The 26,217-nt window shown below is 60.1% G+C and carries 31 protein-coding genes; 17 read left to right on the forward strand and 14 right to left on the reverse strand.

Annotated features, from left to right (window positions below; genetic code table 11):
* The first annotated feature begins 14 nt into the window (after positions 1-14).
* The 9 genes from L085_RS06610 to L085_RS06650 all read left to right on the forward strand — a co-directional run bounded on the left by L085_RS06610 (position 15) and on the right by L085_RS06650 (position 8,456).
* Positions 15-380 (forward strand): glycine-rich SFCGS family protein, encoded by a 366-nt coding sequence (locus tag L085_RS06610; RefSeq protein ID WP_004937000.1) that lies wholly within the window; start codon positions 15-17, stop codon positions 378-380.
* Positions 380-676, forward strand: a complete 297-nt coding sequence (locus tag L085_RS06615; protein ID WP_004937003.1) for a DUF4312 family protein — start codon at positions 380-382, stop codon at positions 674-676. Before L085_RS06610 ends, L085_RS06615 begins: the two co-directional genes overlap by 1 nt.
* Before the next feature lie 30 nt (positions 677-706).
* The gene (locus tag L085_RS06620; protein ID WP_044030375.1) at positions 707-1,483 is read left to right on the forward strand and encodes a DUF4311 domain-containing protein; all 777 of its coding nucleotides are present in this window, start codon (positions 707-709) and stop codon (positions 1,481-1,483) included.
* A gap of 11 nt (positions 1,484-1,494) precedes the next feature.
* On the forward strand, positions 1,495-2,145 hold the full coding sequence (locus L085_RS06625; protein ID WP_004937013.1) for a DUF4310 family protein: 651 nt from the start codon (positions 1,495-1,497) through the stop codon (positions 2,143-2,145).
* 63 nt (positions 2,146-2,208) lie between these two features.
* Positions 2,209-3,348 carry an amidohydrolase/deacetylase family metallohydrolase gene (locus tag L085_RS06630; RefSeq protein WP_004937015.1) on the forward strand — a complete coding sequence of 380 codons (1,140 nt, stop codon included), beginning with the start codon at positions 2,209-2,211 and terminating at the stop codon, positions 3,346-3,348.
* Positions 3,332-4,450, forward strand: a complete 1,119-nt coding sequence (locus L085_RS06635; protein ID WP_021505110.1) for a DgaE family pyridoxal phosphate-dependent ammonia lyase — start codon at positions 3,332-3,334, stop codon at positions 4,448-4,450. The genes L085_RS06630 and L085_RS06635 overlap by 17 nt, the downstream gene beginning before the upstream one ends.
* Entirely contained in the window at positions 4,447-5,187 is a 741-nt protein-coding gene (locus L085_RS06640) for a KDGP aldolase family protein (protein WP_033648993.1), read from the forward strand. The genes L085_RS06635 and L085_RS06640 overlap by 4 nt, the downstream gene beginning before the upstream one ends.
* A gap of 86 nt (positions 5,188-5,273) precedes the next feature.
* Positions 5,274-6,488 (forward strand): lactonase family protein, encoded by a 1,215-nt coding sequence (locus L085_RS06645; RefSeq protein ID WP_044030378.1) that lies wholly within the window; start codon positions 5,274-5,276, stop codon positions 6,486-6,488.
* Positions 6,489-6,539: 51 nt separating this feature from the next.
* Entirely contained in the window at positions 6,540-8,456 is a 1,917-nt protein-coding gene (locus tag L085_RS06650) for a PRD domain-containing protein (RefSeq protein WP_044030379.1), read from the forward strand.
* Positions 8,457-8,498: 42 nt separating this feature from the next.
* Here L085_RS06650 and npr read toward each other — a convergent pair whose 3' ends face one another.
* From npr to L085_RS06705, 11 genes are all read right to left on the reverse strand, one after another.
* Positions 8,499-8,771, reverse strand: coding sequence for a PTS phosphocarrier protein NPr (gene npr, locus L085_RS06655; RefSeq protein WP_004937034.1), 273 nt, complete (start codon positions 8,769-8,771; stop codon positions 8,499-8,501).
* On the reverse strand, positions 8,768-9,622 hold the full coding sequence (rapZ, locus tag L085_RS06660) for an RNase adapter RapZ (protein ID WP_015379177.1): 855 nt from the start codon (positions 9,620-9,622) through the stop codon (positions 8,768-8,770). The genes npr and rapZ overlap by 4 nt, the downstream gene beginning before the upstream one ends.
* Positions 9,623-9,749: 127 nt before the next feature.
* On the reverse strand, positions 9,750-10,211 hold the full coding sequence (gene ptsN, locus L085_RS06665) for a PTS IIA-like nitrogen regulatory protein PtsN (RefSeq protein ID WP_016930212.1): 462 nt from the start codon (positions 10,209-10,211) through the stop codon (positions 9,750-9,752).
* 155 nt (positions 10,212-10,366) lie between these two features.
* A complete protein-coding gene (hpf, locus tag L085_RS06670; protein WP_004937038.1) occupies positions 10,367-10,654 on the reverse strand; it encodes a ribosome hibernation promoting factor in 288 nt (95 codons plus the stop codon).
* Between the two features lie 23 nt (positions 10,655-10,677).
* Complete coding sequence (gene rpoN / locus L085_RS06675) at positions 10,678-12,111, reverse strand: RNA polymerase factor sigma-54 (RefSeq protein ID WP_021505109.1); 1,434 nt, start codon at positions 12,109-12,111, stop codon at positions 10,678-10,680.
* A gap of 52 nt (positions 12,112-12,163) precedes the next feature.
* Complete coding sequence (lptB, locus tag L085_RS06680) at positions 12,164-12,889, reverse strand: LPS export ABC transporter ATP-binding protein (RefSeq protein WP_004937040.1); 726 nt, start codon at positions 12,887-12,889, stop codon at positions 12,164-12,166.
* 6 nt (positions 12,890-12,895) lie between these two features.
* Positions 12,896-13,435: a lipopolysaccharide ABC transporter substrate-binding protein LptA gene (lptA, locus tag L085_RS06685; RefSeq protein ID WP_025304377.1), complete on the reverse strand. Its 540-nt coding sequence runs from the start codon at positions 13,433-13,435 to the stop codon at positions 12,896-12,898.
* On the reverse strand, positions 13,404-13,982 hold the full coding sequence (gene lptC / locus L085_RS06690) for an LPS export ABC transporter periplasmic protein LptC (RefSeq protein WP_004937047.1): 579 nt from the start codon (positions 13,980-13,982) through the stop codon (positions 13,404-13,406). The genes lptA and lptC overlap by 32 nt, the downstream gene beginning before the upstream one ends.
* On the reverse strand, positions 13,979-14,533 hold the full coding sequence (kdsC, locus tag L085_RS06695; protein WP_021505108.1) for a 3-deoxy-manno-octulosonate-8-phosphatase KdsC: 555 nt from the start codon (positions 14,531-14,533) through the stop codon (positions 13,979-13,981). The genes lptC and kdsC overlap by 4 nt, the downstream gene beginning before the upstream one ends.
* Before the next feature lie 17 nt (positions 14,534-14,550).
* Positions 14,551-15,537 carry an arabinose-5-phosphate isomerase KdsD gene (gene kdsD, locus L085_RS06700; RefSeq protein ID WP_033632015.1) on the reverse strand — a complete coding sequence of 329 codons (987 nt, stop codon included), beginning with the start codon at positions 15,535-15,537 and terminating at the stop codon, positions 14,551-14,553.
* 16 nt (positions 15,538-15,553) lie between these two features.
* On the reverse strand, positions 15,554-16,531 hold the full coding sequence (locus tag L085_RS06705) for a calcium/sodium antiporter (protein WP_004937053.1): 978 nt from the start codon (positions 16,529-16,531) through the stop codon (positions 15,554-15,556).
* Between the two features lie 302 nt (positions 16,532-16,833).
* Here L085_RS06705 and mlaF point away from each other — a divergent pair, with 302 nt between their 5' ends.
* The 7 genes from mlaF (at position 16,834) to murA (ending at position 21,645) form a co-directional block, all read left to right on the forward strand.
* Positions 16,834-17,649: a phospholipid ABC transporter ATP-binding protein MlaF gene (gene mlaF / locus L085_RS06710; protein WP_004937055.1), complete on the forward strand. Its 816-nt coding sequence runs from the start codon at positions 16,834-16,836 to the stop codon at positions 17,647-17,649.
* Positions 17,650-17,653: 4 nt separating this feature from the next.
* Positions 17,654-18,436, forward strand: coding sequence for a lipid asymmetry maintenance ABC transporter permease subunit MlaE (gene mlaE / locus L085_RS06715; RefSeq protein ID WP_004937059.1), 783 nt, complete (start codon positions 17,654-17,656; stop codon positions 18,434-18,436).
* A gap of 4 nt (positions 18,437-18,440) precedes the next feature.
* A complete protein-coding gene (gene mlaD, locus L085_RS06720; protein WP_004937061.1) occupies positions 18,441-18,989 on the forward strand; it encodes an outer membrane lipid asymmetry maintenance protein MlaD in 549 nt (182 codons plus the stop codon).
* 14 nt (positions 18,990-19,003) lie between these two features.
* Positions 19,004-19,633, forward strand: coding sequence for a phospholipid-binding protein MlaC (mlaC, locus tag L085_RS06725; protein ID WP_004937063.1), 630 nt, complete (start codon positions 19,004-19,006; stop codon positions 19,631-19,633).
* Entirely contained in the window at positions 19,633-19,935 is a 303-nt protein-coding gene (gene mlaB / locus L085_RS06730; protein WP_004937064.1) for a lipid asymmetry maintenance protein MlaB, read from the forward strand. Before mlaC ends, mlaB begins: the two co-directional genes overlap by 1 nt.
* A gap of 140 nt (positions 19,936-20,075) precedes the next feature.
* Positions 20,076-20,330: a BolA family iron metabolism protein IbaG gene (gene ibaG / locus L085_RS06735; protein ID WP_004937066.1), complete on the forward strand. Its 255-nt coding sequence runs from the start codon at positions 20,076-20,078 to the stop codon at positions 20,328-20,330.
* A 55-nt stretch (positions 20,331-20,385) separates the two neighbouring features.
* Positions 20,386-21,645 (forward strand): UDP-N-acetylglucosamine 1-carboxyvinyltransferase, encoded by a 1,260-nt coding sequence (gene murA, locus L085_RS06740; protein ID WP_004937068.1) that lies wholly within the window; start codon positions 20,386-20,388, stop codon positions 21,643-21,645.
* Between the two features lie 71 nt (positions 21,646-21,716).
* Here murA and degS read toward each other — a convergent pair whose 3' ends face one another.
* The 3 genes from degS to zapG all read right to left on the reverse strand — a co-directional run bounded on the left by degS (position 21,717) and on the right by zapG (position 24,816).
* Positions 21,717-22,775 (reverse strand): outer membrane-stress sensor serine endopeptidase DegS, encoded by a 1,059-nt coding sequence (degS, locus tag L085_RS06745; protein ID WP_044030382.1) that lies wholly within the window; start codon positions 22,773-22,775, stop codon positions 21,717-21,719.
* Positions 22,776-22,863: 88 nt separating this feature from the next.
* Positions 22,864-24,234 carry a serine endoprotease DegQ gene (gene degQ, locus L085_RS06750; protein WP_004937072.1) on the reverse strand — a complete coding sequence of 457 codons (1,371 nt, stop codon included), beginning with the start codon at positions 24,232-24,234 and terminating at the stop codon, positions 22,864-22,866.
* Positions 24,235-24,414: 180 nt separating this feature from the next.
* Positions 24,415-24,816 (reverse strand): Z-ring associated protein ZapG, encoded by a 402-nt coding sequence (gene zapG, locus L085_RS06755; protein ID WP_004937074.1) that lies wholly within the window; start codon positions 24,814-24,816, stop codon positions 24,415-24,417.
* Between the two features lie 231 nt (positions 24,817-25,047).
* Between zapG and zapE the strand changes: the two genes are divergently transcribed.
* Complete coding sequence (gene zapE, locus L085_RS06760; protein WP_044030384.1) at positions 25,048-26,175, forward strand: cell division protein ZapE; 1,128 nt, start codon at positions 25,048-25,050, stop codon at positions 26,173-26,175.
* The last annotated feature ends 42 nt before the right edge of the window (positions 26,176-26,217 follow it).

The following is a 26,217-nucleotide window of genomic DNA, read 5'->3' on the forward strand; positions in this document are numbered from 1 at the left end:
CAGGAGAATATACCATGGGTCAAATTACCGTAGTGATCGGCGATCGTTTGGGCAAAGGGCAAAAAGTCGGCCAGGGCGTTGAAAACGCAGGCGGAAAAGCGGTGGTTATCCCCGGCGTGGCGGCGGATATGAAGCTGGGCGACGTCATGAAAGCGGAAAACGCGCAGCTGGGCATTTCTTTTTGCGGCAGCGGCGGCGCCGGTGCGATTACCGCGCAAACCAAATACGGCTACAAAGCCAAATACGGCATGCGTTCGGTGGAAGAGGGCGTGACGGCAATTAACGAAGGCTGCAACGTGCTGGGTTTCGGCTTTATGGATAAAGAAGAGCTGGGCCAGAAACTGGTGGAAGCCTACGTCAAAAAACATGGCAACCCATAATGAAAGAGCAATATACCACATCGGTAAAGGTGGAGGGTAAAGGCGACAGCAAAGCGAAAGCTTTTGCTTCCGCCTTGGCTAATGTGCAGGGCGCGGTATTAAAGTCCACCAACAATATTCTGCTGCGCATCGAGCCGCAGGACGTCAGCGTAGTGAAGGCGGAAGAGAAAATAACTAAAGAGAAATTTCTTTTCTTCTTTTTGCCGCGTGAAAGAAAGAGCTATGCCGTTTCTCTGGAAATAACCGTGAACGTAACCATTATCAATACCGAGAAGGTTGTCTTCGTCACGAAATAAAAACGTTAGCATAAATGAAAGGGTATACTGATGTTTTTAATCATCTTATTTAAATCGATTATTATCGGTGGGCTGGTGGGGGTCGGCGTAGGGGCCGGCGCCGCACGCATGTTCCACGCGCCGACAACACAGGGCATGGGAGCGTTTCGCACCCTGGGCGAGCTGAACTCCTGCGAGGGCGATCCGGCTTCCCACTTCTCATTCGGTCTGGGCTTCTTCTTCAACGCCTGGGCGTCTTCCGTGGCGGCGGGCTCCTTCACGCAGGACGTCGATCACCGCATCATCCCGCACTGGGGCGCGGCGGCTTTGATGGTCAAAAACCGCAATCTGACGCAAACGCTGCACGATCCGAAAAAAATGGCTATCGCCTGCGGCATCATCGGCATGTTGGTGGTGGCGTTCCTCAATACCACCGCTTCCGCCGTGCCTGCCGCGCTGCAGGTCACCGCGATCAAGGTGCTGGTGCCGGCGGCCAACCTGCTGGTGAACACCGTGATGCCGGTGATCTTCTGGCTGGCGGCGATCGACGCCGGGCGCCGTTCCGGCTTCTGGGGCACCATCTTCGGCGGCCTGGCGCAGCTGATCATGGGCAACGCCGTACCGGGCCTGGTGCTGGGCATTCTGATCGGCAAGGGCGTGGAAGAGAGCGGCTGGAACAAGATCACCAAGATCATGATGGCGGTGATCGTGCTGCTGTTCGTGCTGAGCGGCTTCTTCCGCGGCTTCGACATGAAAGTTCTCGAGTCCTTCAGCCTCGGCGTGCCGGGCTGGCTGGACGCCATTCACAACACCCTGAGCGGTAAATAAGGAGCGGGATGATGGAAGAGCAAACCCAAAAAGGCTTCTGGTACGCCGACTGGTCATTCCCGATTTTTGTTGGCCTGCTGTCCTCCGGCGTGTTCGCCGGGACGCACATGTACTACCTGTACGGCATCGGCGCCTTTAACGAAGTGGCCTTCGTCTCCATGCTGCGGGCGGGGATGGATACCGGCGTGTACGGCGCGGTGGCGGCGTTCGGCGCCAGCTTCCTGTTCGCGCGCATCATCGAAGGCTCGCTGGTAGGCATCCTCGACATCGGCGGCGCGATCCAGACCGGCGTCGGGCTGGGCGTACCGGCGCTGCTGCTGGGGGCCGGCATCGTGTTCCCGGTCGCCAACTTCGCCGCGTCACTGGCCACCGGTCTGATCATCGGCCTGGCGATCGGTTACGTGATCATCCTGGCGCGCAAATTCACCATCAATCAGAGCAACTCCACCTACGGCGCGGACGTGATGATGGGCGCGGGCAACTCGTCGGGCCGTTTCCTCGGGCCGTTGATCATCCTGTCGGCGATGACCGCTTCGATCCCGATCGGCATCGGTTCGCTGCTCGGCGCGCTGCTGTTCTATATCTGGGGTAAACCGATCACCGGCGGAGCGATCCTCGGCGCGATGATCCTGGGGGCGATCTTCCCGGTAGCCATTTCTTAAGAGGCCTGCGCTAGGTGCCGCCCGAGGCTGAGGCGGCGCCCGGGCTAACAGGAGCAATGCGGTATGTATGACTTAGTAATCAGAGGCGCCAGACTGGCGGACGATACGCTGATCGATCTGGCGGTAAAGGACGGCAAAATAGCCTCGGTGGGGCGGCTGGCGGCGGACGTCAGCGCCGTTCGCCAGCTGGATCTGGCGGGCAACTGCCGCCTGAGCGCCGGTTGGATCGACGCGCACGTGCACTGCTATCCTGAATCGCCGATTTACCATGACGAGCCGGATCGGGTCGGCGTCGCCAGCGGCGTCACCAGCGTGGTCGACGCCGGCAGCACCGGCGCCGACGATATCGACGCCTTTTATCAGCTGACGCGCAGCGCCAAAACCAACGTTTTCGCCTTCCTCAACATCTCGCGCATCGGCCTGCTGCGGCAGAACGAGCTGGCGGAGTTGACGGATATCGACAAGCGTGAGGCCGGCCAGGCCATCGCCAATCACCCCGGTTTCATCATCGGCATCAAGGCGCGCATGAGCAGCAGCGTGGTGGGGAAAAACGGTACCCGGCCGCTGGTGTTGGCCAAAGAGATCCAGCAGGAAAACCGCCAGCTGCCGCTGATGGTGCATATCGGCAACAACCCGCCGGATCTGGACGACATCGCCGATCTGCTGACCCGCGGCGACATCATCACCCACTGCTACAACGGCAAACCGAACCGCATTCTGACGCCGGCGGGCACATTGCGTGAGTCTATCCAGCGCGCGCTGCGGCGCGGCGTGTTGCTCGACGTGGGGCACGGCACCGCCAGCTTCAGCTTCGAGGTGGCGCGCCAGGCGATCAAACTGGGCATTTTGCCGCACACCATCAGCTCCGATATTTACTGCCGCAACCGCATGAACGGGCCGGTGCACAGCCTGGCGACGGTGATGTCCAAATTCTTCAGCGTCGGCCTGACGCTGCCGCAGGTGATCGCCTGCGTGACGGAGAACGCCGCGTCGGCGCTGCAGCTCAGCGGCAAAGGGCGGCTGGAGCCGGGCTATGACGCCGATTTCACGCTGTTTGAACTGCGCCGCGAACCGCAGGTGTTCGCCGACGCCGAAGGGCAAACCGCCGAGGGCGAACGGCTGTTGGTGCCGCTGGCCGCGGTGGTGGCCGGGGAAATCCTATTAACCGAACAAGGGGAGGCAAGCCATGTCTTCGATTTATGAAAAATACGGTTTGAAGCAGGTGATCAACACCTCCGGCCGCATGACCATTCTCGGCGTTTCCACGCCGCGCCAGGACGTGATCGACGCCGTTGATTACGGCCTGAACCACTATTTCGAAATCAAGGATCTGGTCAACAAGACCGGCGCCTACATCGCCGATCTGCTCAACGTGGAGGACGCGGTGATCGTTTCCTGCGCCTCGGCGGGGATCGCCCAGTCAGTGGCGGCGGTGATCGTTAAAGATAACGCCAATCTGCTGGTGAACCTGCACTCGGCGCCGATCGCCGTGCCGCGCGAGATCGTGCTGCCGCGCGGCCACAACGTCAACTTCGGCGCGCCGGTGGACACCATGGTGGCGCTGGGCGGCGGCAAGGTGGTGGAGGCGGGCTACGCCAATGAATGTTCGCCGGAGCAGATTGAAGCCTGCATCACGCCGCAGACGGCGGCGATCCTGTACGTCAAATCGCACCACTGCGTACAGAAAAGCATTCTGTCCGTCGAACAGGCGGCGGTGGTGGCGCGTAAACATAACCTGCCGCTGATCGTCGACGCCGCGGCGGAAGAAGATCTGATGTGTTACTACCAGATGGGGGCCGATCTGGTGATCTACAGCGGCGCCAAAGCCATCGAGGGGCCGACCAGCGGCTTGGTTATTGGCAAGAAACAGTACGTCGAGTGGGTGAAGCTCCAGTCCGGCGGCATCGGCCGGGCGATGAAGGTCGGCAAAGAGGGCATCCTCGGCCTGACGCAGGCAATTGAAAGCTATCTGACGCTTGAGAAAACCACCGGGCAACAGATGGTGGCGCGGATGACGCCGTTCCTCAACAGCCTCAACACCCTGACCGGCGTCAGCGCCAAAACCGTCTGGGACAGCGCCGGCCGCGATATCGCCCGCGCCGAGATCACCTTTGATGAGGCGGTGCTGGGGCGGTCGACCTATGACATCGTTCAGGCGCTGAAAACCGGCGACATCGCCATCTACTTCCGCGGCTACAAGGCCAACGAGGGCAAGATTGAGGTCGACGTGCGCAGCGTCGACGAGCAACAGCTGATGACCGTCTTTAGCTGTATCAAGAACCTGTTTACGGAGAAACAAGCATGAAGCTGCAGCCTAACTACTATCGCGACCGCGTCTGCCTGAACGTGCTGGCCGGCTCCAAAGCCAACGCGCAGGACATTTACGCGGCGGCGGAAGGCCATGTGCTGGTGGGCGTGCTTTCCAAGAACTACCCGGACGTCGACAGCGCGGTGACCGACATGCTGCGCTATGCGCGCCTGATTGAAAACGCGCTGTCGGTCGGCCTGGGCGCCGGCGATCCGAAGCAGTCGGCGATGGTCAGCCTGATCGCTCAGCAGGTGCAGCCGCAGCACGTTAACCAGGTGTTTACCGGCGTCGGCGCCAGCCGCGCGCTGCTGGGCCAGAACGACAGCGTGGTCAACGGCCTGGTGTCGCCGACCGGCCGCGTCGGCTGGGTGAAGATCTCTACCGGCCCATTGAGCGCCGCGGCGCCGGACGGCATCGTGCCGGTGGAAACCGCCATCGCTTTGCTGAAGGACATGGGCGGCAGTTCCATCAAGTATTTCCCGATGGGCGGCCTGAAGTGCAAGGACGAATACCAATACGTCGCCAAGGCCTGCGCCGAGCATGACTTCATGCTGGAGCCGACCGGCGGCATCGATCTGGAAAACTACGAGCCGATCGTTGAGATCGCCCTGGCGGCCGGCGTGAAACGCGTGATCCCGCATATCTACAGCTCGATCATCGACGCCGCCAGCGGCGACACGCGTCCGCAGGACGTGAAAACCCTGCTGGCGATGACCAAAAAGCTGGTGGGTTGAACGCGTAATGGGATGAGGTAAACGCTGGGAGGCGAAGGTTTTCCCGTGGCGCGGCATGCCGCGCCTTACCTATACTGAGGATTACTATGCGAAACTGGCAGGTTCCAACCCGACGCACCGCGTTGTTCCTGGCGCTGCTGGCCGTGACCGGCCCGGCGCTGCATGCTGAGGATGCAATGAACTCCACGTCATCTCATTTCGCCTATATCGGCACCTACAATCCCAACGGCGAAGGCGTTTACCGGGTGCAGGTCGATCCGGCCAGCGGCGCGTTGAGCCACGCCACGCTGGTCAGCAAAGTGCCGAATCCGGCGCAGCTGACGCTGAGCGTTGACGGCAAGACGCTGTATGTCGCCAGCGAAGTGGCCGACTTCAACGGCGGCAAACACGGTGGCATCACCGCTTACCGGGTCAATCCGGCCGATGGCGCACTGACGCAGCTCAACCAGGTAGATTCGCAGGGGGCGGGACCGGTGTATCTTACCCCGACGCCGGACGGCCGCCATCTGCTGGTGGCGAACTATGTCAGCGGCAGCGTGGCGGCTTTCCCGATTGAAGCGGACGGCAGCCTGAGCGCCGCCAGCTCGGTGCAGCAACAGCAGGGCCCGGCGGGCGCGGCCAAACCGGCGGCGGCGGTGAACGGCAGCTTCGCCATCAGCGATCACAATGGCCCGCATGCCCATATGATCGCCAGCGATCCGAGCGGCAAGTTCGTGTTCTCCACCGATCTGGGGTTGGATCGCATCTACCAATGGCGCTTTGACGCCGCGAGCGGCCGGCTGACGCCGAACGATCCGCCGTGGATCGCCGCCTCTTCTGCCGGCGCCGGCCCGCGTCATTTTGTGTTCCACCCGGACGGCGACACCGTGCTGCTGGTGAACGAAGAGGCCTCGACGTTGACCAGCTACCGTTTTGATCGCCAAAAAGGTACTCTGAAACAACTGCATGCGGTTTCCGCGCTGCCCGCCGACTATCAGGGCACCAGCTTCGCTTCGGGGCTGGCGCTCAGCAAGAACGGCGACACGCTGTACGTCGCCAACCGGCTGCATAACAGCATTGCCCAGTTCAGCGTGGGCGCCGGCGGCGAGTTGAAACCGGTGGCGGAAACCTGGACCCGCGGCGATTATCCGCGTTCGCTGGCGCTGAGCCCGGATGGCCGCTATCTGTATGCGCTGAACCAGCGCAGCGATAACGTCACGCGCTTCAGCGTCAACCCGACGGACGGCAAACTCAGCTTTGTGGGCGGCTATCTGCCGATCGGCAGCCCCTCGCAAATGGCGTTCCTGCCGCCGGCGAAGTAACCCGTGGCCCGCCCGGTTCGCCGGGTGGGCCGCCTGATTGACGGACACAGAATGGTGCGATTTCCTTACCCGCGTTTGGCTTACTTGTTCGATGCTTTGCAAACCGAGACTTTGCCGCAGGATGAGCTGGCGAAGCGTTTCGCCGTGTCCACCCGCACGGTGCGGGCGGATATCACCGCGCTGAACGAGATCCTGGACAAATACGGTGCGCGCTTCGTGCATAGCCGCGGGGCCGGCTATCGTTTGCAGGTCGATAACGCCGCGCTATTCAGCGCCCTGCAGCATCAGGAGCGCCGCAAACAGGCCACCCCGCGCAGCGCGCAGGAGCGGGTGCATTATCTGCTGGTGCGTTTTTTGACCTCAGCCTTCTCTCTCAAACTGGAAGATCTGGCCGACGAATGGTTCGTCAGCCGCGGCACGCTGCAAAACGACATGGCTGAGGTGAGAGAGCGTCTGGCGCACTATCAATTGACGATCGAAACCAAGCCGCGCTACGGCATGAAGCTGTTCGGCGCGGAGATGGCGATCCGCGCCTGCCTGACCGATCTGCTGTTCCAGCTGCAGTTGGCCGACGCCGAGAACCCGTTGCTCAACAACGAGATCCTGTTGCAGCCGCAGGTGGCGGCGTTCGCCGGATTGTTGCACCCGCTGTTGTCGCAATACGCCATTCGCCTGACCGACGAGGGCGAGCAGTACCTGATCTTCTACTGCGCGGTGGCGCTGCGGCGCATCAACGACGGTTATCCGCTGCCGGACTTCGAGGTGGAGGACGGCGACGAGGCGGTGCGTCAGGTGTCGACCCGTCTGGCGGCGGAGCTGCGCGCGGCCTCCGGCAAAGAGATCTCGATGGCCGAAGAGGCCTATCTGCGGGTCAACATCGCCGCACGGCGCGTGCAGGACGTGCAACCGACCGAGATCAACGCCGACGATGAAGAAGCGCTGGTGGACTACATCCTGTCCTACATCAACGCACACTATAACTACAACCTGCAGGGCGACGAGCAGCTGCGGGCCGATCTGCTCACCCATATCAAGACCATGATTACGCGGGTGAAATACCAGATCAACATCCCCAATCCGCTGCTGGCCAACATCAAGCAGCACTATCCGATGGCTTACGACGTGACGCTGGCGGCGGTCTCCAGCTGGGGCAAGTACACGCCTTATACGCTGAGCGAGAACGAAATCGGCTATCTGGTGTTGCACATCGGCGTGGGGCTGGAGCGGCATTACAACATCGGTTATGAACGCCACCCGCAGGTGATGCTGGTGTGCGACACCGGCAACTCGACGGTGCGCATGATCCAGGCGCAGATTGCGCGCAAGTATCCGCAGCTGGTGATGACGCGCATCGTTTCGCTGCGCGATTACGAGATGCTCGCGCACATCGACGAAGACTTCGTGATTTCCAACGCCCGCATCGGCGAGAAGAACAAGCCGGTGGTGGTGATGTCGCCGTTCCCGACCGATTATCAGCTGGAACAACTGGGCAAATTGGTGCTGGTGGATCGCACCAAACCGTACATGCTGGAGAAGTTCTTCGACGCCGAACATTTTATGGTGATCAACGAGCCGCTGACGCAGGCGGAGTTGTTCAGCCGGGTGTGCGGCCAGCTGGAGCGAGAAGGGTACGTCGGCGCGGATTTTTATCCGTCGGTGGTCGAACGCGAGGCGATCGTTTCCACGCTGCTGGGCGAGGGCATCGCGCTGCCGCACTCGCTGGGGCTGCTGGCGAAGAAGACCGTGGTGGTGACGCTGCTGGCGCCGCAGGGCGTCGCCTGGGGGGAAGGTGAGGTTGCGCACGTGATTTTCTTGCTGGCGATCAGCAAGAGTGATTATGAAGAGGCGATGGCGATCTACGAGCTGTTCGTCACCTTCGTGCGTGAACGTTCAATGAGCCGCCTGCTGGGCAGCGACAGCTTCGACAGCTTCAAAGCGGTGGCGCTGGACTGCCTGAGCCGGAGTTGAGGGGCATGTGAGTGATTGGGCGCAGAGGCGCGCCCTCAGCGACTAATCTTCATCAAACCCGGAGTTGAACAGCTCGACCACCGCCGCCAGCGCGTTGACTTCGTCGGGGCCGGTCGCTTCGACTTCGATATGCCGGCCCTGGGCGGAGTCCAGCATCAGCAGCGCGATGACGCTGCTGGCTTCGGCCTCGGTGCCGCTTTCGTTGCGCAGCATCACCTCGGCATCGAAGCTTTGCACCAGTTCGAACAGTTTCATCGCCGGGCGCGCGTGCATGCCCAGCTTGTTTTTGATTTCAACCGTCTGTTTGACCGTCATTGTTTGCGCTTTTCCAGCGTGCGGTGGCGCGACTGCACGTTCTTGCCGCGCGAGCGGAAGTAATCGGCCAGCTGTTCCGCCACGTACACCGAACGGTGCTTGCCGCCGGTACAGCCAATGGCGACCGTCAGGTAGCTGCGGTTGTTGGTTTCCAGCATCGGCAGCCACTGTTCCAGATAGCTGCGGGTCTGGTAGATGAAGTTGTGTACTTCGGTATGGCGATCGAGGAACGACGCCACCGGTTTGTCCAGGCCGGTCATCGGCCGCAGCTTCGGATCCCAGTGCGGGTTCGGCAGGAAGCGCACGTCGAACACGTAGTCGGCGTCGATCGGGATACCGTGTTTGAAGCCGAAGGATTCGAACACCATGGTCAGTTCGCGCTCGCGCTTGCCCAGCAGGCGGGTGCGCAGCATTTCGGCCAGTTCGTGCACCGACATTTCCGAGGTGTCGATAATCAGGTCCGCCCGCGAGCGCAGCGGTTCGAGCAGATCGCTCTCTTCGTCGATGGCGCTTTCCAGCGACAGGTTTTTGCTGGAGAGCGGGTGCAGGCGGCGGGTGTCGCTGTAACGGCGGATCAGCGTGTTGCGATCGGCGTCGAGGAACAGCAACTGCGGCGAGAAGCTGTCCGGCAGCTGAGTCATCGCGTATTCGAACACTTCCGGTGATTCAGGCATGTTGCGCACGTCGATGCTGACTGCTGCGGAGATATTGCGTTCCGCCAGCGTATTGGCGAGCTGCGGCAGCAGCACCACCGGCAGGTTGTCAACGCAGTAAAAACCCATGTCTTCCAGCGCCCGCAAGGCGACGGATTTTCCGGAACCGGAACGGCCGCTGACAATCATCAGCACCATGTGGCAACTCCCCTGGCATCGCGGCGGCGTTCATCGCCACCGTTAAACTTTGTTATTCCGGCCGTGGCCGGATCCATCATCGTAAAACAGTATCGTTATCCGGGCTGGAAGTCACGCCGGCCGGGCATCACTCGGTGATGATTTGGTAAAGTTCTTCGTCGCTCTGCGCGGCGCGCAGGCGGCGGCATACGGTTTTGTCGGCCAGGCGTTTGGCGACCAGCGACAGCGTATGCAAATGAGTTTTGCACTGATCGGCAGGCACCAGCAGCGCGAACAGCAGGTCGACCGGCTGGTTGTCGATAGCGTCGAAAGCGATGGGTTGGTCGAGACGGATAAACACGCCAACGGCCCGCAGTGTGTCCTCTTCCAGTTTGCCGTGGGGAATGGCGATACCGTTGCCGATACCGGTGCTGCCCATGCGCTCCCGGGTGAGAACCGCGTCAAACACCACCTGCGAAGGCAGATTGAGCTGTTTGGCGGCCAGTTCGCTGATAATTTCCAAAGCCCGCTTCTTGCTGGTGCAGTGTACCGAGCTTTTGGTGCACTCGATGTTTAACACCGAGCTTAATTGCATATATTCGTTGTTCATCTCATCTTCACTTAAAACCGCGCCGCCGGGCGAACCCGGCAAGGCGGTTTTTCGTCGGTTTTAACCCTGATTACCGTTCGGCGCGTCACCCATGCGGGTCACGCGCCGAAGGGTGAGGCGGCGACGGATGCCGCCTCATGGAATGGGTTAGGGTGTCAGTGTTGCTTCAATTTGTCTTTATGTTTGTTCAATTGACGTGCCAATTTGTCGATCAGCGTATCAATTGCGGCATACATATTCTCGTCTTCCGAGGTGGCGTGCAACTCGCCTCCATTCACGTGCACCGTTGCTTCCGCAATTTGCTGCACTTTTTCCACACTTAATACAACATACACCTGATTGATGCGATCAAAATACTGTTCGAGTTTGGCGAACTTGTTGTTCACGAACTCGCGCAACGGATCGGTGATTTCGATGTGGTGTCCGGTAATGTTGAGCTGCATAGTGTCTTCCTTCTCAATAGAGGTCAAACCAACTGTTTACGCTGGTTCGACGGCGGGATGGACAAAGACTCTCGGTACTTGGCGACGGTGCGCCGCGCCACGATGATCCCCTGATCGGCGAGCAGGGTGGCCAGCTTGCTGTCGCTGAGTGGTTTGGCGGGGTTTTCCGCCGCAATCAATTTCTTCACCAACGCGCGGATCGCCGTCGAGGAGGCTTCGCCGCCGCTGTCGGTATTCACGTGGCTGGAGAAGAAATATTTCAATTCGAAAATGCCGCGCGGGCTGTGCAGAAACTTCTGCGTGGTGACGCGCGAGATCGTCGATTCATGCATCTCCACGGCCTGGGCGATATCCGCCAGCACCATGGGTTTCATAAACTCTTCGCCTTGCTCGAAGAACGCCTGCTGTTGATCGACGATGCAGCGGGTGACTTTCAGCAGCGTCTCATTGCGGCTCTCCAGGCTTTTAATCAGCCACTTGGCTTCCTGCAGGTTGCTGCGGATGAACTGGCCGTCTGCTTCGCTGCGGGCGCTGTTGCCCAGCGCGGCGTATTGCTGATTGATCTTCAAACGCGGCACGCTGTCGCCGTTGAGCTCGACCGTCCATTTGTTCTGCGTCTTGCGCACCAGCACGTCCGGAATCACGTATTCCGATTCGCCGGTATTGATCGACTGCCCCGGGCGCGGATCGAGCGACTGAATCAGCAGCATCGCTTCTTTCAGTGTATCTTCTTTTAGCCGGGTTGATCGCATCAGGCTGCGAAAGTCGTGGTTGGCCAGCAGATCCAGATGGTCGCTGATGATCAGCCGCGCTTCGGCCAGGTAAGGGGTGTCTTTGGCGTATTGGGAGAGCTGCACCAACAGGCAATCGCGCAGATCGCGCGCGGCGACGCCGATCGGATCGAAACGCTGCACGCGCTTCAACACCGCCTCGACTTCCTCGAGGGTCACGTTTTCGTCGCCCAGGCTTTCCAGAATGTCTTCCAGCGGCACGGTGAGATAGCCGGTGTCGTCCACCGCGTCGACGATGGAGGTGGCGATGGCGGCGTCGGTATCGGAAAACGGCGTCAGATCCACCTGCCACATCAGGTAATCCTGCAGCGTTTGGGTGGTCTCGCCCTGATAGACCGGCAGCTCGTCGTCGCTGTAGTCGGTGCCGGTGCCGGACGGTGTGCCCGCGGTATAGATTTCATCCCAGGTGGCGTCCAGCGGCAGCTCTTCCGGCATGTCTTTCTGTTCCAGCGCCTCGCGGGTATCGAGCCCCTCGGTCTCCTGGGTTTCTTTGGCGTCGATTTCGTCGTGCAGATCGGTCTGTTCAAGCAGCGGATTGCTCTCCAGCGCCAGCTGGATCTCTTGCTGAAGCTCAAGCGTGGACAACTGCAGCAGGCGGATCGCCTGCTGGAGCTGAGGAGTCATGGCCAGCTGTTGACTGAGCCTGAGTTGCAAACCTTGCTTCATAGTTTTCTGTCTACTTCCGTTAACGGTGTCGCCCCGCAGGGCACGCCGGCGCTTAGAGGCGGAACTCTTCGCCCAGATAAACGCGTTTAACCTGCTCGTCGGCCAGAATAGCATCCGGCGTGCCGTGGGCAATCAGTTTGCCCTGGCTGACGATGTAGGCGCGTTCACATACGTCCAGCGTCTCGCGCACGTTGTGGTCGGTGATCAGCACGCCCAGGCCGCTGTCACGCAGGTGCTCGATGATTTTTTTGATGTCGATAACGGAAATCGGATCCACCCCGGCGAAGGGTTCGTCCAGCAGAATGAATTTCGGGTTGGCCGCCAGCGCGCGGGCGATTTCGACGCGGCGGCGTTCACCGCCGGACAACGCCTGGCCAAGGCTGTCGCGCAGATGGGAGATATGGAACTCTTCCATCAGCTCCTTGGCACGGTCTTCGCGCTGTTCGCTGGTGAGGTCGGGACGGATCTCCAGCACCGCCATCAGGTTGTCGTACACGCTCAGGCGGCGGAAGATCGACGCTTCCTGCGGCAGGTAACCAATACCGCGGCGCGCGCGGGCGTGCAGCGGCAGCAGGCTGATGTCTTCTTCGTCGATCACGATGCGCCCGGCGTCGCGCGGCACGATGCCGACCACCATGTAGAAGGTGGTGGTTTTACCGGCGCCGTTCGGGCCGAGCAGGCCGACGATCTCGCCGGATTTCACTTTCAGGCTGACGTCTTCGACAACTTTACGGCCCTTGTAGGCTTTCGCCAGGTTTTCTGCGATGAGTGTTGCCATAAGTGATTAGTTACTCTTTTTTTGCCCGTTTTTGTCTTGCAACTGCGACGGTACCAGAACCGTTGTCACGCGTTTGCCTTTATCGCTAAACGCCTGCATTTGCTGCTGTTGCACCAGATAGGTGATGCGATCGCCTTTCACGTTGCTGTCGAGCTGCTCCAGATAGGCGTTGCCCGTCAGGGTCACCAGCTGGGTCGCCACGTCGTAACGCACTTTCTGCGCGTGGCCTTTGACCGGCTTGCCGCTGTCCTGCATCTGGTAGAAGGTTACCGGGTTGCCGAACGCTTCAATATAGGTCTTATTCTGATCTCCGCCCGGGCGGGTGACTACCACCTTGTCGGCGCGAATATCGATGGTGCCCTGTTTGATCACCACGTTGTCGGTGAAGGTGCTGACGTTGCTTTGCATGTCCAACGACTGCTTGAGCGAGTCGATGCTGACCGGCTGGCTGGAGTCGGATTTCAGCGCCAGAGCGGGGGCGCTGGCGGCCAAAACTAAGCTGCCGAGCAACAGGTTACGGAGTTGGTTTTTGGTTCTGAATTTCATAGTTGGTCTTAACCTTATCAATCAGCTCAGCGGTTTTGGTCCGCAGGTTCCCACGCATTTTCATGCCGTTAGAGGTAAAATTGGTCCCGTAAAGCGTGACTTCGTCATCGGAGGTGACGTCCTGGGTGACCAGGTTTACCTGAGCGTTGTCCGTCTTAATTTTTTCCAGCTGCGAGGTGGTGGTCAGGCTGTTCACCTCGACGTGACCATACAGATACAGCATTCGGTCTTTAGTCAGTTTGGCGCGATCGGCGCGAACTGACCAGGTGGCCACCGCATTCTCATCGAACAGCGTCATCACCGGCTGGGTGAACCAGCTCAGCTCGCCGGCGGTGTAATACTTCGCGTCTTCCGCCACCAGTTTGTAATTCAGCTTGCCGGCCGGGTTGTACACCACGGTGACCGTGTGCTGGCTCTGGTAGGTCGGATCCTGATCGTTGACCGGGCCAGGGGCCGTGTCGTCGCTGAAGTCCGTCATGTTCCAGCCGATCAGCGCCAGAACGATCACCGTCAACAGGATGGTGATCCACAGTTTGGTTTTACTCATATCGACAGCCCTTTGGCGTCCTCCAGCTTATTTTGAGCCAAAAGAATGATGTCGCACAGTTCGCGTACCGCGCCGCGGCCGCCGGCAATGCGGGTGACGTAGTGGGCGCGCGGCGTCAGCAGCGGATGGGCGTCCGCCACCGCGACCGCCAGGCCGACCTGTGCCATCACCGGCCAGTCGATCAGGTCATCGCCGATATAGGCGACCTGATCCGCCGTTAACGACAGTTTATCCAACAGTTCGCGGAAGGCCAAAAGCTTATCGGACTGCCCCTGATACAGATGGGTGATGCCGAGCGTCTGCGCGCGGTCCTCCAGCAGCTTGGCGGAGCGCCCGGTGATGATCGCCACCTCGATGTCTGAGGTTTTCAAGCAGCGGATGCCGTAGCCGTCGCGCACGTTGAACGCCTTCAGTTCTTCACCGTTGTTGCCCATGAAGATCAGGCCGTCCGACAGCACGCCGTCAACGTCGCAAATCAACAGGCGGATGTTCCCGGCACGCGCCATAACCTCTTGTTCTACCGGCCCGTAGCAGGTTTCTACCATACCCATTCCGTTCTATTCCTTAATTAAACGACGCCGGCGCGCAGCATGTCATGCATATGTACCACACCCAGCAACTGGTCGCCATCGGCAACCAGCAGCGCGGTGATGTGGCGTTGTTGCATCAGGTTCAGCGCATCGACCGCCAGGAGGTTGGGGCGCACCCGCACGCCGCCCGGCGTCATGACATCGGCAATCTTCGCCTCGTGCAGGTTGATGCCCATGTCGAACACCCGGCGCAGGTCGCCATCGGTAAAGATGCCGGCGATTTTCATCAGATCGTCGCAGATCACCGTCAGGCCCAGATTTTTGCGGGTAATTTCCAGCAACGCGTCGCGCAACGAGGCGTCGGCGCTGACGTGGGGAATTTCATCGCCGCTGTGCATGATATCGCTAACCCGCAGCAGCAGTTTGCGGCCGAGTGCGCCGCCCGGATGCGACAGCGCGAAATCTTCCGGCGTGAAACCGCGCGCTTTCAGCAGCGCGACGGCCAGCGCATCGCCCATCACCAGCGTGGCGGTGGTGCTGGTGGTCGGCGCCAGCCCCAGCGGGCAGGCTTCCTGCGGCACCTTGATGCACAGGTGGATATCCGCCGCTTTACCCATCGAGCTTTCCGGATTGTTAGTCATACAGATGAGGGTGATCTGTTGGCGTTTCAACACCGGGATCAGCGCCAGGATCTCGCTGGACTCGCCGGAGTTGGAGATGGCGAGCACGATGTCCTGCGGGGTGACCATGCCCAAATCACCATGGCTGGCCTCCGCCGGATGAACGAAGAATGAGGGCGTGCCGGTGCTGGCGAAGGTCGCGGCGATCTTGCAGCCGATGTGGCCGGATTTGCCCATGCCCATCACCACCACTTTGCCGCCGCAGGCGGCGATGGTTTCGCAGGCGCGGGTGAAGTCTGCGTTGATGTAGCTGTCGAGCTGAGCCAGCCCTTCACGCTCTATCTGAAGCACTTCTTTGCCGGCCTGTTGAAAATCGAAGCCCGGTTGCAACTCAATGTTCGACATACTCATTCCCGTCGGTTTAGCCGAAAGTACTGAAAGGGTTAAAGAACAGCACCGCAAGATACGCAATAAAGCCGCATAATAACAGCGCGCCCGCCAGGTGGCCGATGCGATGTTTGCGGCCGATGCACAGCACGCTCAGCAGCACGCTGGCCGCCAGCATCACCCAGTAATCGCGCTGGAAGGCGGCGGTGTCTACGCTGCCCGGCGACAGCAAGGCGGGTACGCCCAGCACGATCACCGTGTTGAAAATATTGGAGCCGATGATATTGCCAATCGCCATATCATCCTCGCCCTTGAGCGCCCCGGCGATGGAGGTGGCCAGTTCGGGCAGGCTGGTACCGATGGCGATAATGGTCAAACCGACCACCAGTTCGCTCAGACCGAAATAGTGTGCGATCACCGTCGCGTTATCGACCACCATTCTGGAAGAGAGCGGCAGAATGATAAACGCCAGCACCAGCCACAGCACCGCCACGGTATTGCTGCTGTCCTGCGGCAGCTCGGCGATCTGCTCCATGGTCAGGCTGTCGCTGCCCTCGCGCTGCGCCAGCCGGGCGATTTTCAGCATCAGCAGGATGAAGCCGGCGGCGGCGGCCAGCAGCAGCACGCCGTCCAGCCTGCTCAGGGTGCCGTCCATCAACACGAAACCGCATAATACTGTGACCGCTAACATCAGCGGCAGTTCGCGCCGCAGTATCTCAGAGCGCGCGGCCAGCGGGTGAATCAGCGCCGCCACGCCCAGAATCAATAAAATGTTGGTGATGTTGGAACCTAATACGTTGCCAACGGCCATATCTATCTGCCCGTTCAGCGCGGCGGTGGTGGACACGATCAGCTCCGGCAGCGAGGTGCCGATGCCGACGATGGTCATGCCGATGATCAGCGGCGGTACGCCGAGCGAGCGGGAAATCACGGCAGCACCATAAACTAAGCGGTCTGCACCGTACACCAGTAGAAATAAACCAACGATTAATAATGCTATCGCGAGAAACATGCAGGGTCCTTTGTCGGGTATTATCCCGGTTCGTTGGTTAAAGCCGTCAATGCGGCGGTATTGCTTGCCCTCCGTTGCGCGCGTTTAAGCCGCAGCAACGGTTTTCCCCGGCTAATAGTTGAACAGTTTCGTTTTTTTCGTTATGGCGCCAATTTTGACCGGGTGGCGCGGAAAAGTAAAACCAATGGCACCATTGGTTGCGAAATGGCAGTAAGTTTTTGTAAAGATGAGACGGATTGCGTCCATTGCTTTAACATCACGGGTAGATTCAGCAAAAGATGAGTCGTAAAGGGTCCATTAACATGCTCCAAAAGGCAGATAATTTGGTCGAAGTGCGCGACATGAGCTTCTCGCGCGGCGACCGACGGATATTTGAAGACATCAACCTGACGGTGCCCCGCGGTAAGGTCACGGCGATCATGGGGCCATCAGGCATCGGCAAAACCACGCTGCTGCGCCTGATCGGCGGCCAGCTGGCGCCGGACAGCGGGGAGATTTGGTTCGACGGCGACAACATTCCCGCGTTGTCCCGCCGTCAGTTATACGACGCGCGCAAAAAGATGAGCATGCTGTTCCAGTCGGGCGCGCTGTTTACCGATTTGACCGTATTCGAAAACGTGGCCTACCCGCTGCGCGAGCACAGCAATCTGCCGGAGCCTTTGTTGCGCAGCACGGTGCTGATGAAGCTGGAAGCGGTGGGGCTGCGCGGCGCGGCTCAACTGATGCCCAATGAGCTTTCGGGCGGCATGGCACGCCGGGCGGCGTTGGCGCGCGCGATCGCGCTGGACCCTGAGATGATCATGTTCGACGAACCCTTCGTTGGCCAGGATCCGATCACCATGGGGGTGCTGGTCAAGCTGATCGACGAGCTGAACCATGCGCTGGGCATTACCTGCATCGTGGTGTCGCACGACGTGCCGGAGGTGCTGAGCATCGCCGACTACGCCTACATCGTGGCCGACAACCGGGTGATCGCCGAAGGCACCACACAGCAATTGCAGAACAATCCTGATGCGCGCGTGCGCCAGTTCCTGGATGGTATAGCGGATGGGCCGGTGCCGTTCCGCTATCCGGCCGGGGATTATCAGACCGAACTGCTAGGCTTAGGGAGTAAATAAGCTCATGTTATTAAGAGCGTTAGCGTCGTTGGGGCGCAGTGGCATCAACACCAGCGCCAGCTTCGGCCGCGCCGGGTTGATGCTGTTCAACGCGTTGATTGGCCGGCCGGAACCCGGCAAGCAGTGGCCGCTGTTGTTGAAACAGCTCTACAGCGTCGGCGTGCAGTCGCTGCTGATCATCATGGTCTCCGGGCTGTTTATCGGCATGGTGCTGGGCCTGCAGGGCTATATCGTGCTCACCACCTACAGCGCCGAGGCCAGCCTTGGCATGATGGTGGCGCTGTCGCTGCTGCGCGAGCTGGGGCCGGTGGTCACGGCGCTGCTGTTTGCCGGCCGCGCCGGTTCCGCACTCACGGCGGAAATCGGCCTGATGAAGGCGACGGAGCAGATCTCCAGCCTGGAAATGATGGCGGTTGATCCGCTGCGGCGCATCGTGGCGCCGCGCTTCTGGGCCGGGCTTATCAGCATGCCGCTGCTGACCATCATCTTCGTGGCGATCGGCATTTGGGGCGGTTCGGTGGTCGGCGTGGACTGGAAGGGCATCGACAGCGGCTTCTTCTGGTCGGCGATGCAGGGCGCCGTGGAGTGGAAAAAAGATCTGCTCAACTGCCTGATCAAAAGCGTGGTATTCGCCATTACCGTAACCTGGATTGCCATTTTCAATGGGTACGACGCCGTGCCTACCTCTGAAGGGATTAGCCGGGCGACGACGCGTACCGTGGTGCATTCGTCACTGGCGGTGTTGGGATTGGATTTCGTGCTGACCGCACTGATGTTTGGGAATTGATTCGATGCAAACGAAGAAGAGTGAGATCTGGGTTGGGGCATTTATGCTGATCGCGCTGTGCGCCATCGTGTTTATCTGCCTGCAGGTGGCGAACCTTAAATCGATCGGCAGCGAGCCGACCTACCGCATTTACGCGACGTTCGACAACATCGGCGGCCTGAAACCGCGTTCGCCGGTGAAAATTGGCGGCGTGGTGATCGGCCGCGTGGCGGACATCGAACTCGATTCGAAAACCTACACGCCGCGCGTAGCGCTGGATATCCAGAAAAAGTACGACCAAATCCCGGATACCAGCTCGCTGGCGATCCGCACCTCCGGCCTGCTGGGCGAGCAATATCTGGCGCTTAACGTGGGCTTTGAAGATCCTGATATGGGCACCACCATCCTGAAAGATGGCGGCACCATTCAGGACACCAAATCAGCCATGGTTCTGGAAGACCTGATCGGCCAGTTCCTGTATAAAAGCGGCGGTCAGGACAGCGCCAAATCGGGAGACGCGGCCGCTGAGCCGGCTGCCGGCGCCGCACCGCAACCCGCTGTTCCAAATCATTAAGAGAGGATACCTGCATGTTTAAACGTTTACTGATGGTGGCTCTGCTGGTGGTTGCACCGCTGGCGAGCGCAGCCGACCAAACCAATCCCTACAGCATGATGCAAGAAGCGGCGCAGAAGACTTTCAGCCGTTTGAAGAACGAACAGCCGAAGATCAAGCAGGACCCGAACTACCTGCGAGCCATCGTGCATCAGGAACTGATGCCGTTCGTGCAGGTGAAATACGCCGGCGCGCTGGTGCTGGGGCGTTACTACAAAGAGGCAACGCCTGCGCAGCGCGAAGCTTACTTCACCGCCTTCCAGGCTTACCTGGAGCAGGCTTACGGCCAGGCGCTGGCGATGTATCACGGCCAGACTTACCAGATCGCGCCTGAACAGCCGCTGGGCAATGCCGACATCGTGGCTATTCGCGTCACCATCATCGACAACGGCGGCCGCCCGCCGGTGCGTCTGGATTTCCAATGGCGCAAGAACAGCAAAACCGGCTACTGGCAGGCGTATGACATGATCGCCGAAGGCGTCAGCATGATCACCACCAAGCAAAATGAGTGGGCGTCTACGCTGCGTACTCAGGGCATCGACGGCCTGACCAAGCAGTTGCAGGCCGCCGCCGCGCAGCCTATCACGCTGGACAAGAAAAACTGATGTCGGCAGCGCTCAGCTTCGAATCAGAGCGGCAGACGCTGATCCTGCGCGGTGAACTGGACCGGGAAACGCTGCAGCCGCTGTGGCGGCAGCGCGCCGCGCTGATGGCGGATAAAACCGCGATCGACGTGGCGCAACTGCAGCGCGTGGACTCCGCCGGGCTGGCGCTGTTGCTGCATCTGCAGGAAGAGCAGCGCCAACGCGGCGTAGCGCTGAAAATTTTCGGCGCTACCGAGCGCCTGAAAACGCTGATCGCGCTCTATAACCTGCAGGCGATAATGCCTGTCGATACCGCCGGTTAGCGGCGTTTTAGGCCGCTCTTGCGTGGTAAAACGATACAAAGCCCCTGTTATGCAGGGGCTTTTTCTTTAGTTTAAGAAAACATCGTATTCCACTAAGATACTAGGCTGTTTATGATCCTTTAGCGGCAGAACTGGATACTATGGAAACCAACGAGATTAAAGACGTGCTGATGCAGGCATTGGCACTGGATGAAGTACATGTGACGGGCGACGGTAGCCATTTTCAGGCGATCGTGGTCGGTGAACTGTTCGCCGGCATGAGCCGCGTCAAAAAACAGCAGACGGTTTACGCGCCGCTGATGGAATACATTGCGGACAACCGCATTCATGCCTTGTCTATTAAGGCGTACACCCCTGAAGAGTGGCAGCGAGACCGCAAACTCAACGGATTTTAAGGCTGTTTGCCCTGCCGGGCGGGCAGCTTCAGATTAGATAACAGAGAGTAGTCAGATGGATAAATTTCGTGTGCAGGGTCGGACCCGCCTGAGCGGTGAAGTGTCTATTTCCGGGGCCAAAAACGCCGCCCTGCCGATCCTGTTCGCCGCCCTGTTGGCGGAAGAGCCGGTCGAGCTGCAGAATGTCCCCAAGCTGAAGGACATCGACACCACCATTAAACTACTCAACCAGTTGGGTACCAAGATTGAGCGCAACGGTTCGGTCTTCGTGGACGCCAGCGGCGTGAACGAGTTTTGCGCCCCTTACGATCTGGTGAAAACCATGCGCGCTTCCATTTGGGCGCTGGGGCCGCTGGTGGCGCGTTTCGGCCGCGGTCAGGTCTCCCTGCCGGGCGGCTGCGCGATTGGCGCGCGTCCGGTCGATCTGCACATCACCGGCCTGGAGCAGTTGGGTGCCGAGATCAAGCTGGAAGAAGGCTACGTCAAGGCGTCCGTCGAGGGCCGCCTGAAGGGTGCGCACATCGTCATGGACAAGGTGAGCGTGGGCGCGACCGTGACCATCATGAGCGCCGCGACCCTGGCGACCGGCACCACCGTTATCGAAAACGCCGCGCGTGAGCCGGAAATTGTCGATACCGCCAACTTCCTCAACACGCTGGGCGCGAAGATCAGCGGCGCCGGCAGCGACAAGATCACTATCGAGGGCGTCGAGCGTCTGGGCGGCGGCGTGTATCGCGTGCTGCCAGACCGCATCGAGACCGGCACCTTCCTGATCGCCGCCGCGGTTTCCGGCGGCAAAGTGATGTGCCGCAACACCCGTCCGGACACGCTGGATGCGGTGCTGGCCAAGCTGCGCGAAGCCGGTGCCGATATCGAAGTGGGCGAAGACTGGATCAGCCTGGACATGCACGGCAAGCGCCCGAAAGCGGTCACCGTACGCACCGCGCCGCACCCGGGCTTCCCGACCGACATGCAGGCCCAGTTCAGCCTGCTGAACCTGGTGGCGGAAGGCACCGGCGTTATCACCGAAACCATCTTCGAAAACCGCTTCATGCACGTGCCGGAACTGATCCGCATGGGCGCACACGCGGAGATCGAGAGCAACACCGTGATCTGCCATGGCGTTGAACAGCTGTCCGGCGCCCAGGTGATGGCGACCGATCTGCGCGCTTCCGCCAGCCTGGTGATCGCCGGCTGCATCGCCGACGGCGTGACCGTTGTCGATCGCATCTACCACATCGATCGCGGCTATGAGCGTATTGAAGACAAGCTGCGCGCGCTGGGTGCGAACATCGAGCGCGTGAAAGGCGAGTAAGTCATTAGCGCCGGCGCGGCTGCGTCGGCAGGATGAATAGCAAAGGGCCGGCTATCAATGCCGGCCCTTTTTTAATTGCTGTCTTCCGGGAATTCACCCACCGTCATTTTCAACGTAATGCGTTTGCCGTCGCGCAGCACGATAACCGGTATCTCGGTGCCCGGCCTGATCTCCGCCACCTGGTCCATGGTTTCCAGCACGGATACCGCCGGTTTGTTATCCACGTTGATGATGATGTCGTTGATCTGGAAACCGGCGCTGCTCGCCGGGCCGTTCGGCGTAATTTCGGTCACGATGATGCCCTGCAGGCGATCGATGCCGGAATTGGAGGGGCGCAGCGGAATGATCTCCTTGCCCTGAATGCCGAAATAGCCGCGGATAACGCGGCCGTCGCGGATCAGCTTGTCCATGATCTTGGTAGCCAGTTCGATCGGGATCGCAAAGCCCAGTCCTTCCGGCGTTTCGCCGTCGGTGATTTTGTCATAGGTCAGGGTGTTGATACCGATCAGCTCACCCAGCGAGTTGACCAGCGCGCCGCCGGAGTTGCCGCGGTTGATTGAGGCGTCGGTCTGCAGAAACGTCTGCCGGCCGGTGGTGCTCATACTGATGCGCCCGGTAGCGCTGAGGATGCCCTGAGTCACGGTTTGCCCCAGGTTATAGGGGTTGCCGATCGCCAGCACCACGTCGCCGACGTGGGCAACGCGATTTTTATTGGTCGGGATCACCGGCAGGTTGCCGGGATCGATCTTCAGCACCGCCAGGTCGGTCAGGCCGTCGGAGCCGACCAGCAGCGCTTCATAGCGGCGGCCATCCTGCAACACCACGGTGATCTGCTGAGCGTCTTTGATCACGTGGCGGTTGGTGATGATATAGCCGCGTTCGTTCATGATCACGCCGGAACCGAGCGACAGCACGTTGGCGGCGCCGTTCAGGTTACGGTTGTAGATGTTCACCACGGCAGGGGCGGCGCGGCGCACCGCCTTGTTGTAGCTCACCGGCGTTTCGTCGCTGGTATTCTCGGTTTTCTCTGCAAACAGGCCGTTGGAGGAGCGCAGCATGGGCAGGGCGGCCAATAGCAGGCCGGCAACGATGAGACCGATAACGACAGAACGCAAGAGCTTAGCAAACATGGAGTTTTCGTGGTGTGGTGAACGATGTTCGGAGGATAGCATGAGTTAACCGGGCGCAGTATGTCACCGAGCCCGGTTTTTGCACAAATTAACGCAGCAGCAGATAAATGGTTTCGTTACCGCGCACGATATTGAGCGCCATCACCGGTGGCTTGGCTTCCAGCACCTTGCGCAGCGCGGTGATACTGTCCACGCGTTGGCGGTTGACGCCGATGATCACGTCGCCTTTTTGCAGGCCGATTTGCGCCGCCGTCGAGCCTTTATCCACGTTCTCCACTTTCACGCCCTTGTCGCCGCTCGGCAGCGCGCCGTTGCTGAGGGATACCCCCTGCAGCGCCGGCGACAGCGTTTCGGCGTTGGTCGAGGCGCTCTCGCTGTTGTCCAGCGTGACCGAGACTTCCTGCGGTTTACCGTCGCGCAGCAGGCCTACCTTGAGCGTTTTGCCCGGTGCGGTGGTGCCGACCTTGGCGCGCAGTTCGGCAAAGCTGTTCACCGGTTTGCCGTCGACGGAAACCAGAATATCCCCGGCTTTGATGCCGGCCTTGGCGGCGGCGGATTTCGGCAACACTTCGCTGACGAAGGCGCCGCGCTGCGCGTCGGTGTTGAAGGCTTTGGCCATGTCCGGGGTCATTTCACTGCCCTTGATGCCAAGCAGGCCGCGTTTCACTTCGCCGAATTCGATCAGCTGCTGGCTCAGGTTCTGCGCCATATTGCTCGGAATGGCGAAGCCGATGCCGACGTTGCCGCCGCTCGGCGCCAGAATGGCGGTATTGATGCCGATCAGTTCGCCGTTCAGGTTAACCAGCGCGCCCCCGGAGTTGCCGCGGTTGATGGAGGCGTCGGTCTGAATGAAGTTTTCCAGCCCTTCCAGATTCAGGCCGGTGCGGCCCAGCGCTGAGATGATGCCGGAGGTGGCGGTTTGGCCCAGGCCGAACGGGTTGCCGACCGCCACGGCGAAGTCGCCGACGCGCAGCTGGTCGGAATCGGCCATCTTGATGGCGGTCAGGTTTTTGGTATCGCTGAGCTGCAGCAGGGCGATGTCGGACTGTTCATCGCGCCCGACCAGCTTGGCGTCCAGCTCGCGACCGTCGTTCAACTGCACGCGGATTTTATCGGCGTTGTTGATGACGTGGTTGTTGGTCAGCACGTAGCCCTTGGCGGCGTCGATGATCACGCCGGAACCCAGCCCTTCAAACGGGCGGGAGCTCTGCTGTTGGCCGGGGAAGTTGGGGCCGAAGAAGCGTCTGAACTCTTCCGGCAACTGTTGACGCTGCACCTGGGTGCCGGCGACATGCACGCTCACGACGGCGGGCAAGACTTTTTCCAGCATCGGCGCCAGGCTCGGCAGCGGCTGCCCCTGCACGGCGACGGGCAGGGCCGCGTTGGCCGCCGGTGCGGCGCTGAGCGCCAGACCGAGGCTCATTGCCAATGCACTAAGAATTAACGACTTTTTCTTCATTGATGATAACTCTCTCAATACCTGCCGATGAAAATTTGATGATAAGGCAATCGCCTTGTCATAGTGAAGGGTAAGACCGTGAATTTGCGTGCAAAGTTCAGTAAAGGTAATGCGAAGGAAGGTCAATATGGCACAAACGGGATTAAACCCGCGGGAGGCCCCGCGGGCGAAGAAGGAATATCAGTCGCGGCGTGCGCTTTGACCGCGCAGCAGGCCGGAGGCCCCTTCCGAATAGTCGCGCGGCATTTCCACCGGCGCCTGATCGTTGTCCGCTTCCGCTTCGGTCAGGCGATAGCGGAACGGGTTCTCCTGCATCGGCAGATCCGGCAGCAGGTTGTTGGAGCTTTTCGCCATGTGCTGATACAGCTGGCGATAATCGCGCGCCATGTTATCCAGCAGCTCGGCGCTGCGGGCGAAGTGGCCGACCAGCTCCTGACGGTACTCTTCCAGCTCGGTTTTGCTCTTGTCCAGCTCATTCTGCAAGACTTGTTGTTGACGCAATTTACGGTTGCCAAAACGCATCGCCACCGCACCAATCACGATACCGACGACCAAACCAATCAGCGCATACTCCCAGGTCATGATGACTCCTATTTTGACTTCGTTGTTCCGCAGGGATTTTTCACTTAATAATATCCACTATAACCGTTAACCTTGTCCGAGTGGAATCCTGATGCGCTTCCACCTAATTTTTACAGGGTTTTCAGCGGCGCCCGCAGCGGGCATTTGTGGCGATAACGGTGCGAATCGGCATCAACTTGCCGCCAACGTTGGCTAAATAATTTCTAAGCGTTCTTAGGGAACATCGAACAGATGCAGGCACTATCACCGTTATCTCGCTACCAGCAGGCGCTGGAGGCGGGGGAATATCAGGCCGATGAGGTTCAACGCCGGGCCGTCACTCAACTGGATCGCATTTATCAGGCTCTGCGGCAAAAGCCGGCGGCGAACGCGCCTGCCGGCGGGCTGCGCGGCAAGCTCAGCCGCTTGCTGGGCAAGGGCGGCGACACGGCGCCGCAGCGCCCGGTGCAGGGGTTGTATATGTGGGGCGGCGTCGGGCGCGGCAAAACCTGGTTGATGGATATGTTCTTCCACAGTTTGCCGGGCGATCGCAAAATGCGTCTGCACTTCCACCGCTTCATGCTGCGGGTGCATGAAGAGCTGACCGAGTTGCAGGGGCGGGAAAACCCGCTGGAAATCGTCGCCGACGGCTTTAAGGCCGAGACCGACGTATTGTGCTTCGACGAATTCTTCGTCTCCGACATCACCGACGCCATGCTGCTGGCCACGCTGCTGCAGGCGTTGTTCGCGCGCGGCATCACGCTGGTGGCCACCTCGAACATCCCGCCGGACGATCTGTACCGCAACGGTCTGCAGCGGGCACGTTTCCTGCCGGCCATCGATCTGATCAACGAGTACTGCGACGTGATGAACGTCGACGCCGGCATCGACTATCGTCTGCGCACCCTGACCCAGGCGCACCTCTACCTGACACCGCTGAGCGACCAGACGCGTGAGGCGCTGGATCGGATGTTCGTCAAGCTGGCGGGCAAGGCGGGGGAGGAGGCGCCGGTGCTGCAGATCAACCATCGGCCGCTGCAGGCGATCCGTTCGGTGGACGGCGTGCTGGCGGTGGATTTCCACACGCTGTGCGAAGAGGCGCGCAGCCAGCTGGACTACATCGCGCTGTCGCGGCTGTATCACAGCGTGATCCTGTATAATGTGCAGGTGATGGGGCCGCTGAAAGAGAATACCGCGCGCCGTTTCCTGGCGCTGGTGGATGAATTTTACGAGCGTCACATCAAGCTGGTGATCGGCGCCGAAGCGTCGATGTTCGAGATCTATCAGGGGGTGCAGCTGAAATTTGAATTCCAGCGCTGCCTGTCGCGCCTGCAGGAAATGCAGAGCGAAGAGTACCTCAAGCTGCCGCATCTGCCCTGAGCCCGCCGGGCCTATCGCCGGTTGTCCGCCGCCGGCGATAAA

Source organism: Serratia sp. FS14 (genome assembly GCF_000695995.1).
In the GTDB taxonomy this organism is placed as follows: Bacteria; Pseudomonadota; Gammaproteobacteria; order Enterobacterales; family Enterobacteriaceae; genus Serratia; species Serratia nematodiphila.

What these genes read in the sequence shown, in the direction of transcription:
- L085_RS06610 (WP_004937000.1), top strand. Translation starts at nt 15, where the DNA reads ATGGGTCAAATTACCGTAGTGATCGGCGATCGTTTGGGCAAAGGGCAA.
- L085_RS06615 (WP_004937003.1), top strand. Translation starts at nt 380, where the DNA reads ATGAAAGAGCAATATACCACATCGGTAAAGGTGGAGGGTAAAGGCGAC.
- L085_RS06620 (WP_044030375.1), top strand. Translation starts at nt 707, where the DNA reads ATGTTTTTAATCATCTTATTTAAATCGATTATTATCGGTGGGCTGGTG.
- L085_RS06625 (WP_004937013.1), top strand. Translation starts at nt 1,495, where the DNA reads ATGGAAGAGCAAACCCAAAAAGGCTTCTGGTACGCCGACTGGTCATTC.
- L085_RS06630 (WP_004937015.1), top strand. Translation starts at nt 2,209, where the DNA reads ATGTATGACTTAGTAATCAGAGGCGCCAGACTGGCGGACGATACGCTG.
- L085_RS06635 (WP_021505110.1), top strand. Translation starts at nt 3,332, where the DNA reads ATGTCTTCGATTTATGAAAAATACGGTTTGAAGCAGGTGATCAACACC.
- L085_RS06640 (WP_033648993.1), top strand. Translation starts at nt 4,447, where the DNA reads ATGAAGCTGCAGCCTAACTACTATCGCGACCGCGTCTGCCTGAACGTG.
- L085_RS06645 (WP_044030378.1), top strand. Translation starts at nt 5,274, where the DNA reads ATGCGAAACTGGCAGGTTCCAACCCGACGCACCGCGTTGTTCCTGGCG.
- L085_RS06650 (WP_044030379.1), top strand. Translation starts at nt 6,540, where the DNA reads ATGGTGCGATTTCCTTACCCGCGTTTGGCTTACTTGTTCGATGCTTTG.
- npr (WP_004937034.1), bottom strand. Translation starts at nt 8,771, where the DNA reads ATGACGGTCAAACAGACGGTTGAAATCAAAAACAAGCTGGGCATGCAC.
- rapZ (WP_015379177.1), bottom strand. Translation starts at nt 9,622, where the DNA reads ATGGTGCTGATGATTGTCAGCGGCCGTTCCGGTTCCGGAAAATCCGTC.
- ptsN (WP_016930212.1), bottom strand. Translation starts at nt 10,211, where the DNA reads ATGAACAACGAATATATGCAATTAAGCTCGGTGTTAAACATCGAGTGC.
- hpf (WP_004937038.1), bottom strand. Translation starts at nt 10,654, where the DNA reads ATGCAGCTCAACATTACCGGACACCACATCGAAATCACCGATCCGTTG.
- rpoN (WP_021505109.1), bottom strand. Translation starts at nt 12,111, where the DNA reads ATGAAGCAAGGTTTGCAACTCAGGCTCAGTCAACAGCTGGCCATGACT.
- lptB (WP_004937040.1), bottom strand. Translation starts at nt 12,889, where the DNA reads ATGGCAACACTCATCGCAGAAAACCTGGCGAAAGCCTACAAGGGCCGT.
- lptA (WP_025304377.1), bottom strand. Translation starts at nt 13,435, where the DNA reads ATGAAATTCAGAACCAAAAACCAACTCCGTAACCTGTTGCTCGGCAGC.
- lptC (WP_004937047.1), bottom strand. Translation starts at nt 13,982, where the DNA reads ATGAGTAAAACCAAACTGTGGATCACCATCCTGTTGACGGTGATCGTT.
- kdsC (WP_021505108.1), bottom strand. Translation starts at nt 14,533, where the DNA reads ATGGGTATGGTAGAAACCTGCTACGGGCCGGTAGAACAAGAGGTTATG.
- kdsD (WP_033632015.1), bottom strand. Translation starts at nt 15,537, where the DNA reads ATGTCGAACATTGAGTTGCAACCGGGCTTCGATTTTCAACAGGCCGGC.
- L085_RS06705 (WP_004937053.1), bottom strand. Translation starts at nt 16,531, where the DNA reads ATGTTTCTCGCGATAGCATTATTAATCGTTGGTTTATTTCTACTGGTG.
- mlaF (WP_004937055.1), top strand. Translation starts at nt 16,834, where the DNA reads ATGCTCCAAAAGGCAGATAATTTGGTCGAAGTGCGCGACATGAGCTTC.
- mlaE (WP_004937059.1), top strand. Translation starts at nt 17,654, where the DNA reads ATGTTATTAAGAGCGTTAGCGTCGTTGGGGCGCAGTGGCATCAACACC.
- mlaD (WP_004937061.1), top strand. Translation starts at nt 18,441, where the DNA reads ATGCAAACGAAGAAGAGTGAGATCTGGGTTGGGGCATTTATGCTGATC.
- mlaC (WP_004937063.1), top strand. Translation starts at nt 19,004, where the DNA reads ATGTTTAAACGTTTACTGATGGTGGCTCTGCTGGTGGTTGCACCGCTG.
- mlaB (WP_004937064.1), top strand. Translation starts at nt 19,633, where the DNA reads ATGTCGGCAGCGCTCAGCTTCGAATCAGAGCGGCAGACGCTGATCCTG.
- ibaG (WP_004937066.1), top strand. Translation starts at nt 20,076, where the DNA reads ATGGAAACCAACGAGATTAAAGACGTGCTGATGCAGGCATTGGCACTG.
- murA (WP_004937068.1), top strand. Translation starts at nt 20,386, where the DNA reads ATGGATAAATTTCGTGTGCAGGGTCGGACCCGCCTGAGCGGTGAAGTG.
- degS (WP_044030382.1), bottom strand. Translation starts at nt 22,775, where the DNA reads ATGTTTGCTAAGCTCTTGCGTTCTGTCGTTATCGGTCTCATCGTTGCC.
- degQ (WP_004937072.1), bottom strand. Translation starts at nt 24,234, where the DNA reads ATGAAGAAAAAGTCGTTAATTCTTAGTGCATTGGCAATGAGCCTCGGT.
- zapG (WP_004937074.1), bottom strand. Translation starts at nt 24,816, where the DNA reads ATGACCTGGGAGTATGCGCTGATTGGTTTGGTCGTCGGTATCGTGATT.
- zapE (WP_044030384.1), top strand. Translation starts at nt 25,048, where the DNA reads ATGCAGGCACTATCACCGTTATCTCGCTACCAGCAGGCGCTGGAGGCG.